The following is a 14,200-nucleotide window of genomic DNA, read 5'->3' on the forward strand; positions in this document are numbered from 1 at the left end:
CGACCCTAGGGTGAGGCCATGCGGATCCTGGTCGCCCCCGACAAGTTCGCGGGCACGCTGACGGCGGTCGAGGCCGCGGAGGCGATCGCGGCCGGCTGGCGCCGGCACGCCCCCGACGACGAGCTCGACCTGGCCCCGATGGCCGACGGGGGACCGGGCTTCGTCGACGTGCTGCACGCGGCGCTGGGCGGCGAGCTGCTGGCCGTGACGGTCCGCGGACCGTTCGGGGACCCGGTGCCGGGGACGGTGCTGGTCGTCGGCGACACGGCGTACGTCGAGAGCGCGCAGGCCTGCGGGCTGCACCTGACGGGAGCGGAGCGCGCCGAGGAGGCCACGACGTACGGCGTGGGCGAGCTGGTCCGCGCCGCGGCCGACGCCGGCGCGACGACGGTGGTGGTCGGGCTGGGCGGCAGCGGCACCAACGACGGCGGAGCGGGCCTGCTCGCCGCGCTCGGGGCGACCGCCGACCGGCCGCTCGATGCCGGGGTGGCCGCGCTCGCCGGCATCACGACCGTCACCCTGCCGACCGTCGATGTGCGCCTGGTCGCCGCCAGCGACGTCGACAACCCGCTGACCGGGCTGTTCGGCGCGACGAAGACCTTCGGCCCGCAGAAGGGCGTCCCGGAGGACCGGCTGCCGGTCCTCGACGGCTGGCTCGAGGAGCTGGCCCTCGCCACGGACCGCCGTACCTCCCTCGAGAAGGGCGCCGGTGCCGCTGGTGGCCTCGGCTTCGCCCTGCTCGCCCTGGGCGGCTCGCGCGAGCCCGGCATCGCGCTGGTCGCCGACGCCGTCCGGCTGGCCGAGCGCGCCCGGTCCGCCGACCTGGTGCTCACGGGCGAGGGCGCGTTCGACTTCTCCAGCCGCTCCGGCAAGGTCCCGTACGGCGTCGCAGCGATCGCCGAGGCGGCGCTCCGGCCCTGCGTCGCCCTGGCCGGCCAGGTGCTGGTCGGCTCCCGCGAGATGCGGGCGCTGGGCGTCGAGTCGGCGTACGCCCTGGTCGACCTGGTGGGGGACGAGCGCGCCTTCGCCGACCCCGCCGGCTCACTGGCCGACCTCGCCGCCCGGGTCGCCCGCACCTGGTCGCGCTGAGCGCGGGGGAATAACCCCCGGTGTGCGACGATTGAGCCTGTAGCCCACACCCCCGCACCTCACTGGAGCAGACACATGACCGAGCAGGTGGACACGACCACGGAGCGTCGTACCGACCAGATCAACCTGAGCCCGGTGGCCGCGACCAAGGTGAAGAACCTCCTCGACCAGGAGGGCCGCGACGACCTGCAGCTGCGGATCTCGGTGCAGCCGGGCGGCTGCTCGGGCCTGCGCTACCAGCTGTTCTTCGACGAGCGCACCCTCGACGGTGACGTCGTCACCGACTTCGACGGCGTGGCCGTCGTCGTCGACCGGATGAGCGTCCCCTACCTCAACGGCGCGATGATCGACTTCGTCGACAGCATCGAGAAGCAGGGCTTCACGATCGACAACCCCAACGCCACGGGCTCCTGCGCCTGCGGCGACTCGTTCCACTGATCGACGACGCGTCAGCGGCCTCGATGAAGGTGGTCGATCGAGGACGCGTCAGCGGCCTCGATGAAGGCGGTCGAGCAAGCGCTCTGACTGAGCTCGCGAAGTCAGAAGGCGCGTGTCGAGACTCATCCGCTGACGCAGCGTGATCCAGGCGCGACAAGCCTGCGAAGCCAGACACACAACAGCCCCCGCCGATCCCGGCGGGGGCTGTTGGCGTCGAACGGCCGTGGGAGGGTTGGCCGCCGTCTGAGGGGGACCGACCGGTCGGTCAGTCCAGGTGGAGCTGCAGCGCGTTCGCGATCCGCGTCGCAGCCTCGGTGATCTGGATCTCCGGCTTGGGGGTGTCGCGGGGGTAGTCCTCGTAGCGCAGCGACGGGGCCGCGGTGGGGAGGGCACGCACGGCGGCCTCGCAGTCGGCGTGCATCTCCTGGACCGAGCCCAGGTCGTCGTGGGAGAGCTGAGTCATGGGATCGACGCTAGGGGCTACTCCGGGGTAGTCCTACAGGTACCGACTAGTAGTGTTCGGTCCCATGTCACTGCTGATCGCCGGGTCCATCGCCACCGACCACCTGATGGGGTACGGCGGCAAGTTCGCCGACTCCCTGGTGGTCGAGCAGCTGGACAAGATCTCCCTGTCCTTCCTCGTCGACGACCTCGAGATCCGCAGGGGCGGCGTCGCGGCCAACATGTGCTTCGGCCTGGGTCGGCTCGGGCTCCGTCCGGTGCTGGTCGGCTCCGCCGGCGAGGACTTCGCCGACTACCGCTCCTGGCTGGAGCGGCACGGCGTCAACTGCTCCCACGTCCGGATCTCCGAGACCCGTCACACCGCCCGGTTCGTGTGCACCACCGACCCGACCGGCGCCCAGATCGCCTCGTTCTACCCCGGGGCGATGAGCGAGGCCCGGCTGATCGAGCTGGGGCCGATCGTCGAGCGGGTCGGGGAGCCGACGTACGTCCTGATCGGTGCCGACGACCCCGACGGGATGCAGCGCCACACCGAGGAGTGCCGCCAGCGCGGCTACCCGTTCATCGCCGACCCGAGCCAGCAGTTGGCGTTCAGCGGGGGCGAGCTGATCCGCGACCTCGTCGACGGCGCGGCGATCCTGTTCTCCAACGAGTACGAGTCGCACCTGATCGAGCAGAAGACCGGCTGGTCGGCCGACGAGATCCTCTCGCGGGTGGGCACCCAGGTCACCACCCTCGGGGCCCAGGGCGTGAAGGTCAGCCGCTCCGGCGAGCCCGACATCGTGCTGCCGGCCGCCAAGAACGTCACCGCGGTCGAGCCGACCGGCGTCGGCGACGCGTTCCGCTCCGGCTTCCTGGCCGGTCTGACCTGGGGCGTCAGCCTGGAGCGGGCGGCCCAGGTCGGGTGCGTCCTCGCGGCGTACGTCGTCGAGACCGTCGGCACCCAGGAGTACACCTTCACCCGCGACCAGTTCCTGGCCCGCCTCGAGGAGTCGTACGGCGCCGAGTCCGCCAAGGACGTCGAGCCGCACCTCAGCCTGGTGCGCTGACCCGGACCAGGTAGCGCGGGACGCCGTCGTCGGCGGCGTCCTCGCCGAGGTACTCCTGTCCGCGCATCCGGCACCACGCCGGTACGTCGTGCCGCGCGGCGACGTCGGTGGCCACCACGGCCACCACGCCGCCGGGCGGCACCTCGGCGTACCGGCGACCGAGCTCGATGACCGGCAGCGGGCAGAGCATCCCCCGGCAGTCGAGCTCGAGGTCGACCGTCACAGGCCCGCGTCCGCCCGGATCGCCGCGACCACCTCGGGCAGCGCGGCCAGGAAGCCGTCGACGTCGTCGGTGCTCGCGTCGCGGGTGAGCGACAGCCGCACGTTGCCGTGGGTCAACGCGCCCATGGCGGCCAGCACCCGGCTCGGCTCGAGCGTGGAGGACGTGCAGGCGGAGCCGCTGGCGACCGAGAAGCCGCGCCGGGCCAGGCCGTCCACGAGCGCCTCGCCGTCGACGTAGAGGCACGAGAACGTCACGAGGTGGGGGAGTCGGTCGACCGGGTCGCCGACGACCTCCACGTCCGGGATCGCGGCCACACCGGCCCGCACGCGGTCGACCAGCGCCGTCTGGCGGGCGTTCACCTCGTCGCGCTCGCCGACGACCGCCTGCAGGGCCGCCGCCGCCGCGAGAGCGGCCGGGACGTTCTCGAAGCCGGCGACCCGCTCGTCGACCCGGTCGTCGGACGGGAACGGCGTCGTCCACCGCACGCCCTTGCGAACCACCAGCACGCCCACCCCGGCCGGGCCGCCCCACTTGTGGGCCGAGCCCGCGGCGACCGACCAGCCCTCGGGCAGCGGCAGCCGTCCCATCGAGGCGCACGCGTCCGTGACCAGCGGTACGCCGTCCAGCGCGGCCGCCACGGCGGCGACCGGCTGCACCGTGCCGACCTCGTGGTTGGCCGTCTGCACCGCCACGGCGCCGACCTCCGGCAGTCGGGCGGCCTCGGCGACGGCGTCCGGGTCGACCCGCCCGAGGTGGTCGACCCCGACCTCGACGTGTCCCTCGGCGCGCCGCCAGGTGGCGGCGTGGACGACGGCGGAGTGCTCGACGGCGCTCAGCACCACCCGGTCCCCGCGGTCCGGGCGGGCGGCGAGCAGGCCCAGGAGCCCGCGGTGGACGGCCTCGGTGCCCGAGGAGGTGAAGGACACCTCGTCGGGGCGCACGCCCAGGCACTCCGCGACGACGGCCCGCGCGTTGTCGAGGAGGAGCCGCGCGCTCCGGGCCGGTCCGTGCAGCCGGCGAGGGTCGGCGTACCCCTGGTCGAGGGCCGCGAGGAGGGTCTGGCGGGCCGCCGGGTGCAGTGCCTCGGCCGAGGCCGTGTCGAAGTAGCGGGGGAGGGGTACCCCGGACCGGTCCGCGGCATTTGTCACACGGGGAACCTACCGGGTGCCCCGCTCCCAACCTCGGCGCTCGATTCGGATACTGTTCGACGGTACTTGTGAACGCCCGAGAGGAAGGCTCCAGCGTTGAGTCTGCAACTCCCCAGGCGCGGGACCGGAGGGCGCGGCTCCGTCCGCCGCCTGATCCTGCTTACCGTGCTCGGTGTCAGCGTCGTGGCCCTCGCCGGCTGTGGTTCGGAAAGCCAGAGCGAGTGGAAGCGGCTGGCGATGCCAGAGCCCGCGACCAAGCAGGGTGAGAGCACCCTCGCGCTGTGGCAGGGCGCGTGGATCGCCGCCCTGATCACCGGTGTGGTGGTGTGGGGCCTGATCGCCTGGGTCGTCATCCGCTACCGCCGCCGCAGCGACGACGAGATCCCGATCCAGACCCGCTACAACCTGCCGCTCGAGATCTTCTACACGATCGCGCCGATCATGATGGTCGTCGTCTTCTTCCAGCAGACCGTCGAGACCCAGAACGTGATGCTGCACCGCTCCGCGGAGCCCGACAACATCGTCGAGGTCACCGCGCAGCAGTGGAGCTGGGCGTTCAACCACGGGGTCGGCGAGGTCGACTACACCAAGGACGAGAAGGGCGAGAACGACGACGACGAGTTCCCCTACTCGGAGTACGCGTACGTCTCGGGCACCGGCTCGGACATCCCGTCGCTCTACCTTCCGGTCGACCGCACCACGCGGTTCAACCTGCACTCGCCCGACGTGATCCACGACTTCGGCGTCCCCGGCTTCCTGATGAAGATGGACGTCATCCCCGGTCGGGTGAACACCTTCGAGGTCACGCCCAAGACCGAGGGCGTCTACGCCGGCAAGTGCTATGAGCTGTGCGGCGTCTACCACTCGCGGATGCTCTTCGAGGTCCACGTGGTCAGCGGTGAGGAGTACGACGCGTACGTCGAGGACCTCGCCACCCGCGCGAGCTCCGAGAAGCCCCTGATCGGCGGCGACTACACCAGGACGCAGGTGGGCCTCGACACCGAGGAGTCCGCCGAGCACGAGGGAGCAGCAGAGTGACCGCCACCGCCAGCCGGCCGACCGTCGTGTCGACCCGCAAGCCGCTGGGCCAGGAGCTGGTCCGGCTGATGACCACGACCGATCACAAGCTGATCGGCAAGATGTACCTGATCACGTCGTTCGCGTGGTTCCTGATCGGCGGCCTGATGGCCCTGCTGATCCGCTCCGAGCTGGCCTACCCGGGCAACCAGATCGTCAACGACGAGCTCTACAACCAGCTGTTCACGATGCACGGCACGATCATGCTGCTGCTGTTCGCGACGCCGCTGTTCTTCGGCTTCGCCAACGTGATCATGCCGCTGCAGATCGGATCGCCGGACGTCGCGTTCCCGCGCCTCAACATGTTCAGCTACTGGCTGTTCCTGTTCGGCGGCCTGATCGCCGCCTCCGGCTTCCTGACCCCGCAGGGCGCGGCCGACTTCGGCTGGTTCGCCTACACGCCGCTCTCGGACGCCGTGCGCTCGCCGGGCGTCGGCGGCGACCTGTGGATCATGGGTCTGTGGATGGCCGGTCTCGGCACCATCCTCGGCGCGGTCAACTTCATCACCACGATCATCTGCATGCGCGCCCCCGGCATGACCATGTTCCGGATGCCCCTGTTCGTCTGGAACACGCTGATCACCTCGCTGCTGGTGCTCATCGCGTTCCCGGTGCTCGCCGGCGCGCTGCTCTCGCTCGAGGCCGACCGTCAGCTCGGCGCGCACGTCTTCGACACCGCCCACGGTGGCGCCATCCTGTGGCAGCACCTGTTCTGGTTCTTCGGGCACCCGGAGGTCTACATCATCGCGCTGCCGTTCTTCGGCATCGTGACCGAGATCCTCCCCGTCTTCAGCCGCAAGCCGCTCTTCGGCTACGTCGGCCTGGTCGGCGCCACGCTCGGCATCGCGATCCTCTCGGTCGCGGTCTGGGCGCACCACATGTTCGTCACCGGTGCGGTCGACCTGCCGTTCTTCTCCGGCATGACGTTCCTGATCGCGGTGCCCACCGGAGTGAAGTTCTTCAACTGGATCGGCACGATGTGGGGGGGATCTCTGTCCTTCGACACCCCCATGCTCTGGTCGATCGGCTTCCTCACCACCTTCCTGTTCGGTGGTCTGACCGGCATCATCCTGGCCAGCCCGCCGCTCGACTTCCACGTGTCCGACTCCTACTTCGTGGTGGCGCACTTCCACTACGTCGTCTTCGGCACGGTGGTGTTCGCGATGTTCGCCGGCTTCTACTTCTGGTGGCCGAAGATGACCGGCCGGATGCTCGACGAGCGCCTCGGCAAGCTGCACTTCTGGCTGCTGTTCGTCGGCTTCCACACGACCTTCCTGGTCCAGCACTGGCTGGGCGTCGAGGGCATGCCGCGTCGCTACGCCGACTACCTGCCGGGTGAGGGCTTCACCACCCTCAACCAGGTCTCGACCATCGGTGCCTTCCTGCTGAGCGCGTCGACGCTGCCGTTCTTCTACAACGTCTACGTCTCGCGCCGGGCCCCCAAGGTCGAGGTCGACGACCCGTGGGGTTGGGGCCGCTCTCTGGAGTGGGCCACCAGCTGCCCGCCGCCGCGCCACAACTTCGTGACCATCCCGCGGATCCGGTCCGAGTCGCCGGCCTTCGACCTCCACCACCCGGAGATCGCGGCCATCGAGCTCGAGGAGAACCAGGCCGCGCGCGACGGCGGCTTCGCCGACGCACCCGACATGGAGGGGCGCGAGGACCTGATCAACGAGCGCACCCAGGACGACGACCCGGAGGGCAAGCACTGATGAAGGCCGAGGCCTGGATCTTCGCGGCCTGCACCATCTTCCTGGTGCTGGTGACGCCCGCCTACTGGCTCGTGACCGACGCCAGCGACCACGGGGGCGACTGGACGGGCACGTCCGCGCTGTTCATGACCACGCTGCTGACCGCGATGGTCACGCTCTACCTCGGCTTCCACGCCCGCCGGATGGACCCCCGTCCGGAGGACCGCAAGGAGGCGGAGATCGCCGACGGCGCGGGTGAGCTCGGGTTCTTCCCGCCGTACTCCTGGTGGCCGCTGTGGTGCGCCCTGACGCTCAGCGTCATGGTCTTCGCCCTGGCGATGGCCGCGTGGTGGCTGGTCATCATCGGCGGCGTGCTCGGCGCGGTGGCGCTGAGCGGCCTGGTCTTCGAGTACTACCGCGGAGAGCACGCCCACTGACGCACACGTGACGCGCGCCGCACCCGCCGGTTTCCAGAACCGGGGGTGGGCGCGGTTACGCTGGAGAAGCCGTCGGACCTGGGGTCCGGCGGCTTCGCCATTGAACGTCGTTCCCGGGAGTTACGCATGACCCTGCGCCGTGCGCACTCGGCCCTCGCCGCCGGCACCGCCCTGCTTCTGGCCGTCGGCCTGACCGCCTGCGACGCCAAGTCCGCGCTGCCGGGTGCGTCCGACGACGACCCGACCGCGGCCACCTCGCCCGCGGCCGGCCTCCCGGCCGGGAAGGTGCGCGCCAACGTCCGCTCGGGCGCCACCGGGGTCCCGGTGGACCAGGTGCTGAAGGTGCGGGCCACCCACGCCAGCCTGTCCCGCGTCTCGGTCACCGCGACGTCGGGCGAGGCGGGCGAGGTCGTCGGCGAGCTGAGCAGCGACCGGACGACCTGGACCGCGTCCCGACGGCTGGAGCCCGGCACGACGTACGTCCTGAAGGCCCGGGGGACGGGCGAGGACGGCCAGGCCGCCAAGCGCAACGTCCGGTTCACCACGCAGGATCTCACGCTCGCCGAGCAGACCTACGCCTCGGTCGCCCCGCTGGGTGGCGAGACCGTCGGCGTCGGCATGCCGGTCGTGGTGTCCTTCGACGTGCCGGTCACCGACCGGGCCTCGATCGAGAAGCACCTGCAGGTCACCTCCAGCCCGGTCCAGGCCGGCAGCTGGCACTGGCTCAGCGATCAGGAGGTGCACTGGCGGCCGAAGCACTACTGGCAGGCCGGCACCGACGTCACGGTCGACGTGGACATCAACTCGGTCCCGGCCGGCGGCGGGGTCTACGGCCAGGAGAGCCGTCGGGTCCAGTTCCACGTCGGCGACGCCAACATCTACAAGGTGAATGCGAAGACCCACCAGATGCAGGTCTTCACCAATGGCAAGAAGGTGCGGACCTTCCCGATCACCACCGGCAAGGCCGGCTTCACGACCCGCTCCGGCACCAAGGTGATCATGGAGAAGTTCGAGAAGCGCCGGATGAACTCCGAGACCGTCGGCATCTCCGCGGGCAGCGCCGAGGCCTATGACATCGACGACGTGCGCTGGGCGATGCGGCTGACCAACTCGGGCGAGTTCATCCACGCCGCGCCGTGGTCGGTGGGCTCCCAAGGGCATGCGAACGTCAGCCACGGCTGCACTGGCATGAGCACCGAGGACGCGGGCTGGCTCTACGCCCGCAGCAAGCGGGGCGACGTCGTCGAGTACGTCGGCACCGACCGCCCGATGACCCTCGACAACGGCTACGGCGACTGGAACGCGTCGTTCGCCGACTACCGCTCGGGGTCCGCGCTCAGCTGAGCAATCGCCCGAGACCGAGAGGGTGATGGTGCTGACGACCTCGACGACGGCGCCCGGCACGGGCTCGACCCCGAGCAGGCTGCCCGTCACGACGGTGCCGTAGTCGCCTCCGTCTCCTCGCGTTCGAGGATGAACGTCTCGACCTGCAGCCGCGCGGCGCGGAGCGCGGCACGGTCGTGAGGCCCTCCGGGAGCACCCGGACGGAGTCGCGGACGTCCTGCCAGGATGCGCCGCCGTCGTCGGTCATCGTGACAGCGACGAGCACGTCGCTGCCGGGGAGTGCGAGGAGGTGCCGGCAGACCCCGGCCTCGCCCACCCACCGCGTCCCGTCGGGTGCGGGTACGCCGCGTCCGGGGCCGTCCGGCTCTTAGCCGGCCAGCAGCTCGCGGACCCGCGGGGCGACCTGGGTGCCGTAGAGCTCCACGGAGCGCATCAGGTGCTCGTGCGGCATCGGGCCGTTGCTGTACTTCAGATCGAATCGGTCGATCCCGAGGACCTGCACGGTGGCGGTGATCTTCTGTGCGACGGTCTCGGGGGAGCCGACGTAGAGCGAGCCGCCGGCGACCTCGCGGTCGAAGTCCAGGCGTGAGGCCGGGGGCCAGCCGCGCTCGCGACCGATCCGGTCCCGGTTGGCCTTGAAGTGCGGGAAGAGCAGCTCACGGGCCTCCTCGTCGGTGTCGAACACGAAGCCGGGGGAGTGCACCAGGATCGGCTGCGACTCCTGACCCAGTTCGTCGAGAGCGCGGCGGTAGAGGTCGGCGTACGGCGCGAACCGCGCAGGCTCGCCGCCGATGATGGCCAATGCGAGGGGAAAGCCGTAGCGCGCGGCCCGGACGACCGACTCGGGGGACCCGCCGACGCCGATCCAGGCCGGCAGGGTGCCGCGCTCGGTCTTCGGGAAGACCTCGGCGTCGACCAGCGGACGTCGTACGGAGCCCTCCCAGGAGACCGGGCCCTCGGCGCGGAGCGCGGCGAACAGGTCGAGCTTCTCGGTGAAGAGCCGCTCGTAGTCGGCGAGGTCGAAGCCGAACAGCGGGAAGGACTCCGTGAACGATCCGCGCCCGAGAGTGACCTCGGCCCGGCCGTGGGAGATCGCGTCGAGGGTCGCGAAGCGCTCGTAGACCCGGACCGGGTCGTCGGAGCTGAGCACGGTGACGGCGGTGCCCAACACGATCCGCTCGGTCCGGGCGGCGATCGCGGCCAGCACGACGTCGGGGGCGGAGACGGCATAGTCGTCGCGGTGGTGCTCGCCCACGCCGAAGGCGTCGACCCCGACCTGGTCGGCCAGCACGCCCTGCTCGACGGTGTTGCGGACCACCTCGGCGTGCGAGAGGGAGGTGCCGTCGAGGCCGACGGTGACGTCGCCGAAGGTGTCGAGTCCGAGCTGGATTCCGGGCTGGTTTCCGGTGGTCATGGTGCTGCCTTCCGTAGGTCGTTGCCGATTCAACCACTGTCCCGGCGTGGGCATTCCGACCCGGGGACGCACGAGGGCCCCGGGAAGATCCCGGGGCCCTCGTCACGTGTGCTGCTGGTGTTGCCTAGTGCTGGTCGCTGCCGCGGAGCGGGTCACCCTCGACCGAGTGGTGGCCGTCGAACTGGTGCCCGTCGGCCGCGTGGCCGTCCAGCGCCGCCTGGAGCTCGTGCTCGTGGTCGGCGTGGTGGTGGGCCGCCTCGATCTCGGCCGCCGTCGGTGCCTGCACGTTGTCGGCGAACCAGAGCGTCGACAGCTTGGCGCGCAGCGCCTTGGCCCGGCTGGTCGGGGCAGGGATGCCGTTCTCGTCGGTCTCCTGCTCCACCGTGTAGACCTCGTCGCGCTCCCGCGCGCTGAGGACGTAGGCCGCCGAGGGGTTGATCGGCAGGTGCTTCTCGGAGTAGCCACCCTCCGGGGAGCGCATGATGATGCCGGTCTCGTAGCCGTGCAGCAGCTTCTCGTTGTCGTGGCGCTGCAGCGAGATGCACCAGCGACGGGTGATCACGAAGGCGATGATCGGCCCCACGAACACCAGGAATCGCAGCATGTAGGTGATCGTGTTGATCGACGAGTTCAGCTTGATCGCGATGATGTCGTTGCCGCCGGCCATCCAGAGGAGGCCGTAGAACGTCATCAGCGCCACCATCAGCGCGGTGCGGGTGGGCGCGTTGCGCGGCCGCTGGAGCAGGTGGTGCTCCCGCTTGTCACCGGTGATCCACGCTTCCAGGAACGGCAGCAGCATCAAGATGGTGAACATCAGGCCGGGCAGCACGATGATCGGCAGGAAGACGTTCCACGCGATGGTGAAGTTGCCGAAGAGGTGGGTCTCCCAGCCCGGCATGATGCGGAGCGCGCCGTCCGGCCAGCCCATGTACCAGTCCGGCTGGGAGCCGGCCGTCACCTTCGACGGGTCGTAGGGGCCGTACAGCCAGATCGGGTTGATCTGCATCAGGCCGCCCATCAGCGCGGTCACGCCGAAGACGATGAAGAAGAACCCGCCGGCCTTGGCGGCGTACACCGGGAGCATCGGGAAGCCGACGACGTTCTCCTCGGTGCGGCCGGGGCCGGGCCACTGGGTGTGCTTGTGGTAGACGAGCAGGAGCATGTGGGCCGCGATCAGGGCCAGCAGCAGACCCGGGATCAGCAGCACGTGGATGATGTAGAGCCGCGGGATGATCGAGTCGCCCGGGAACTCGCCCCCGAAGAGGAAGAACGACATGTAGGAGCCGACCACCGGGATCGACTTCATGAAGCCGTCGGCCGCGCGGACGCCGGTGCCGGAGAGCAGGTCGTCGGGCAGCGAGTAGCCGGTGAAGCCCTCCAGGGTGCCGAGCAGCAGCAGCAGCGAGCCGATCACCCAGTTGAGCTCGCGCGGCTTGCGGTGCGCGCCCGTGAAGAACACCCGGAGCAGGTGGATCATCATCGAGGCGATGAAGAGCATCGCGGCCCAGTGGTGCATCTGCCGCATCAGCAGACCGCCGCGGACGTCGAACGAGATGTCGAGGGCCGAGGCCATGGCCTCCGACATCGCGATGCCGCGCATCTGGTCGTAGGAGCCCTCGTAGTGGATCTCGCTCATGCTGGGGGTGAACCACAGCGTCAGGAAGACGCCGCTGAGCAGCAGGACGACGAAGCTCCAGAGCGCGATCTCGCCGAGCATGAAGGACCAGTGGTCCGGGAAGACCTTGCGCAGGTTCTTCTTGGCCATGCCGGCCAGGCCGAGCCGCTCGTCGGCCCACGTGGCCACGGCGCCGGCCCTGCCGGGCTTGGCCGGGGTCGCCGCCGAGCTGTTGCTCGTCGCGACCTTGCTCGTGTCGATGGCCATCAGTAGTCACGCTCCCAGTAGCTCGGGCCGACGGGTTCCGTGAAGTCGCTCTGAGCGACCAGGTACCCCTCGGAGTCGACCGCGATCGGCAGCTGGGGCAGAGCCCGGGCCGCGGGGCCGAAGATCACCCGGCCCGCGTCCGCCAGGTCGAAGGTCGACTGGTGGCACGGGCACAGCAGGTGGTGGGTCTTGCGCTCGTTGAGCGAGATCGGACACCCGACGTGGGTGCAGATCTTGGAGTAGCAGAGGATGCCGTCGACGCTCCAGTTCTCCCGGCCGCGGCCGGGAGAGTTGTCGGCGGGATCCATCCGGATCAGGACGACGGCGCCCTTGGACTTCGCGACCTGGAGCGGGACGCCCTCGATCAGCGGCTCCCCGTCCTCGTCGGTCTCGAAGATGGTGGCGGGCTCGGCGTTGAACAGGTCGCCGATCTCGATGTCAGAGGGTCGGATCGGGGTGCCGACGACGTCGCGGACGACGCGCACGCCCTGCTTCCACACGGTGTGCTCGAGTCCCTGCCCGGTCTCGGCGTCCGCGACCTGGGCGTTGGTGGGGCCGAGGTCGCGCAGCAGCACCACGACCGGCGCACCGAGCAGTCCGATGGCGCCGAGCATCGAGTTGCGCACCAGCGGGCGGCGCCCGATGCCCGACTCCTCGAGGCCGGCCTGCAGGGCCGCGACGGTGGCCGCGCGGTCCTCGTCGCTGGACGCGGCGGGGTGGCGCAGCTCGCTGATCTCGTGGTCGGCCATCAGCTTGCGGGCCCACTGGATGATGCCGATGCCGATGAACAGCAGGGCGCCACCCAGGGCGCTGCCGAGCGCGACGTTCGAGGCCCCGAGGCCGAGGACGGTGTCGTGGTTGTCGCCGACCTGGAGGCTGAAGTAGGCCACCACGAACAGCACGGCGCAGACCGCGGAGAGGCCGAAGAGTGCCGCGACCTGGCGCTCGGCGCGCTTCTCGGCCTTCGGGTCGACGTCGGTGGGACGCCAGGTGTGCTCCGGCAGGCCGGGGTTGCCGTCGTCGGCGACCGGCAGGTTGTCGGTGTGGCCGCTCACGCTTCCACCTTCTTCTTCTTGGTGCGGGTCGTGTGCGCGGCGATCCACACGGCGAAGCCCACGAGGCCGCCGATGCCGAGCAGCCAGGCGAACATGCCCTCGGACACGGGGCCGAGGCCGCCGAGCGAGAAGCCGCCGTACGCCGGCTGGTCGCGCAGGGAGTAGAGGTAGGCGATGACGTCGCGCTTCTCCTCGGGGGAGAGGTTGCCGTTCGAGAAGCTGTCCATCTGGCCGGGGCCGGTCAGCATCGCCTCGTAGATGTGCACGGCCTCGGTGTTGCTGAGGTCGGGCGCGTAGCCGCCCTGCGGCATGGCGCCGCCCTTGCCGTTGAAGTTGTGGCAGGCGGTGCAGTTGGTGAGGAAGATCTGGCCGCCGCGGCTGATCGCGGCCTCGCGCTCCTCCTCGGTCAGGCCGGCGGTGGTCCACTCGGCCTCGTCGGGCCGGGCCGGGCCGGGGCCGAGCGAGGCGACGTACGCGGCGAGCTGCTCGACCTCCTCCGCGGAGTAGGTCTCGGGCTTGGCCTGGCCCTGCACGCCGGGCTGGACCAGCGGCATCCGGCCGGTCTCGACCTGGAAGTGCACGGCGGCGGCGCCGACACCCACCAGGGACGGGCCGTAGTTGTCACCGTTGATCGTGGTGATGCCCTCGCCGTTCTGACCGTGGCAGAACGAGCAGCCCTGGAGGAAGAGCTTGCGCCCCTCCTCGACCTGGACGGCGTTGCTCTGCGCGTCGCCGGCGGAGGAGCTGGGCATCACGGCGTACGTGATGCCCCCGGTGGTGAGGAGTCCGATGAGGAGCAGCACCAGCCCGGCGAGACGGCTACGGCGGTGCCGTGACAGTCGACCGGCGGAGCGGTTGAGGAGACGCACGAAAGATCCTTGCGAGTCGGCG

14 protein-coding genes are annotated in these 14,200 nt (G+C 70.5%); 7 read left to right on the top strand and 7 right to left on the bottom strand.

The annotated features are described in order from the left end of the window. The first annotated feature begins 18 nt into the window (after positions 1-18). Together V7S47_RS10420 and erpA are read left to right on the top strand one after the other, a co-directional pair. A complete protein-coding gene (locus V7S47_RS10420) occupies positions 19-1,089 on the top strand; it encodes a glycerate kinase family protein (protein ID WP_336561507.1) in 1,071 nt (356 codons plus the stop codon). Between the two features lie 75 nt (positions 1,090-1,164). Next, a complete protein-coding gene (gene erpA, locus V7S47_RS10425; protein WP_090852420.1) occupies positions 1,165-1,527 on the top strand; it encodes an iron-sulfur cluster insertion protein ErpA in 363 nt (120 codons plus the stop codon). 265 nt (positions 1,528-1,792) lie between these two features. On the opposite strand, the gene V7S47_RS10430 is transcribed toward erpA, so the two are convergent. Further along, positions 1,793-1,990 (bottom strand): hypothetical protein, encoded by a 198-nt coding sequence (locus tag V7S47_RS10430; RefSeq protein WP_336561508.1) that lies wholly within the window; start codon positions 1,988-1,990, stop codon positions 1,793-1,795. Positions 1,991-2,054: 64 nt separating this feature from the next. Between V7S47_RS10430 and V7S47_RS10435 the strand changes: the two genes are divergently transcribed. Beyond that, positions 2,055-3,038, top strand: a complete 984-nt coding sequence (locus tag V7S47_RS10435; protein ID WP_336561509.1) for a carbohydrate kinase family protein — start codon at positions 2,055-2,057, stop codon at positions 3,036-3,038. Here V7S47_RS10435 and V7S47_RS10440 read toward each other — a convergent pair. Both V7S47_RS10440 and V7S47_RS10445 read right to left on the bottom strand, forming a co-directional pair. Next, positions 3,022-3,261, bottom strand: a complete 240-nt coding sequence (locus V7S47_RS10440) for a sulfurtransferase TusA family protein (protein ID WP_336561510.1) — start codon at positions 3,259-3,261, stop codon at positions 3,022-3,024. The two genes, V7S47_RS10435 and V7S47_RS10440, sit on opposite strands and share 17 nt — an antisense overlap. Then, a complete protein-coding gene (locus V7S47_RS10445; protein ID WP_336561511.1) occupies positions 3,258-4,409 on the bottom strand; it encodes a cysteine desulfurase family protein in 1,152 nt (383 codons plus the stop codon). Before V7S47_RS10445 ends, V7S47_RS10440 begins: the two co-directional genes overlap by 4 nt. Positions 4,410-4,505: 96 nt before the next feature. Here V7S47_RS10445 and ctaC point away from each other — a divergent pair, with 96 nt between their 5' ends. The 4 genes from ctaC (at position 4,506) to V7S47_RS10465 (ending at position 8,958) form a co-directional block, all read left to right on the top strand. Then, positions 4,506-5,447: an aa3-type cytochrome oxidase subunit II gene (gene ctaC, locus V7S47_RS10450; RefSeq protein WP_090852408.1), complete on the top strand. Its 942-nt coding sequence runs from the start codon at positions 4,506-4,508 to the stop codon at positions 5,445-5,447. Continuing rightward, complete coding sequence (gene ctaD, locus V7S47_RS10455; RefSeq protein WP_090852404.1) at positions 5,444-7,198, top strand: aa3-type cytochrome oxidase subunit I; 1,755 nt, start codon at positions 5,444-5,446, stop codon at positions 7,196-7,198. The genes ctaC and ctaD overlap by 4 nt, the downstream gene beginning before the upstream one ends. Beyond that, positions 7,198-7,614: a cytochrome c oxidase subunit 4 gene (locus tag V7S47_RS10460; protein WP_090852401.1), complete on the top strand. Its 417-nt coding sequence runs from the start codon at positions 7,198-7,200 to the stop codon at positions 7,612-7,614. The genes ctaD and V7S47_RS10460 overlap by 1 nt, the downstream gene beginning before the upstream one ends. A 126-nt stretch (positions 7,615-7,740) precedes the next feature. Next, complete coding sequence (locus tag V7S47_RS10465; protein WP_336561512.1) at positions 7,741-8,958, top strand: L,D-transpeptidase; 1,218 nt, start codon at positions 7,741-7,743, stop codon at positions 8,956-8,958. A gap of 367 nt (positions 8,959-9,325) precedes the next feature. Here the strand turns inward: V7S47_RS10465 and V7S47_RS10470 are convergent, their stop codons facing one another. The 4 genes from V7S47_RS10470 to qcrC all read right to left on the bottom strand — a co-directional run bounded on the left by V7S47_RS10470 (position 9,326) and on the right by qcrC (position 14,178). Beyond that, the gene (locus V7S47_RS10470; RefSeq protein WP_336561513.1) at positions 9,326-10,372 is read right to left on the bottom strand and encodes an LLM class flavin-dependent oxidoreductase; all 1,047 of its coding nucleotides are present in this window, start codon (positions 10,370-10,372) and stop codon (positions 9,326-9,328) included. 124 nt (positions 10,373-10,496) lie between these two features. After that, entirely contained in the window at positions 10,497-12,254 is a 1,758-nt protein-coding gene (qcrB, locus tag V7S47_RS10475) for a cytochrome bc1 complex cytochrome b subunit (protein WP_336561514.1), read from the bottom strand. Beyond that, positions 12,254-13,309, bottom strand: coding sequence for a cytochrome bc1 complex Rieske iron-sulfur subunit (gene qcrA, locus V7S47_RS10480; protein ID WP_336561515.1), 1,056 nt, complete (start codon positions 13,307-13,309; stop codon positions 12,254-12,256). Before qcrA ends, qcrB begins: the two co-directional genes overlap by 1 nt. Further along, positions 13,306-14,178: a cytochrome bc1 complex diheme cytochrome c subunit gene (qcrC, locus tag V7S47_RS10485; protein ID WP_170866959.1), complete on the bottom strand. Its 873-nt coding sequence runs from the start codon at positions 14,176-14,178 to the stop codon at positions 13,306-13,308. Before qcrC ends, qcrA begins: the two co-directional genes overlap by 4 nt. Positions 14,179-14,200: the final 22 nt, after the last annotated feature.

It is taken from the genome of Nocardioides sp. CCNWLW216 (genome assembly GCF_037120545.1).
Lineage (GTDB): Bacteria > Actinomycetota > Actinomycetes > Propionibacteriales > Nocardioidaceae > Nocardioides > Nocardioides lianchengensis.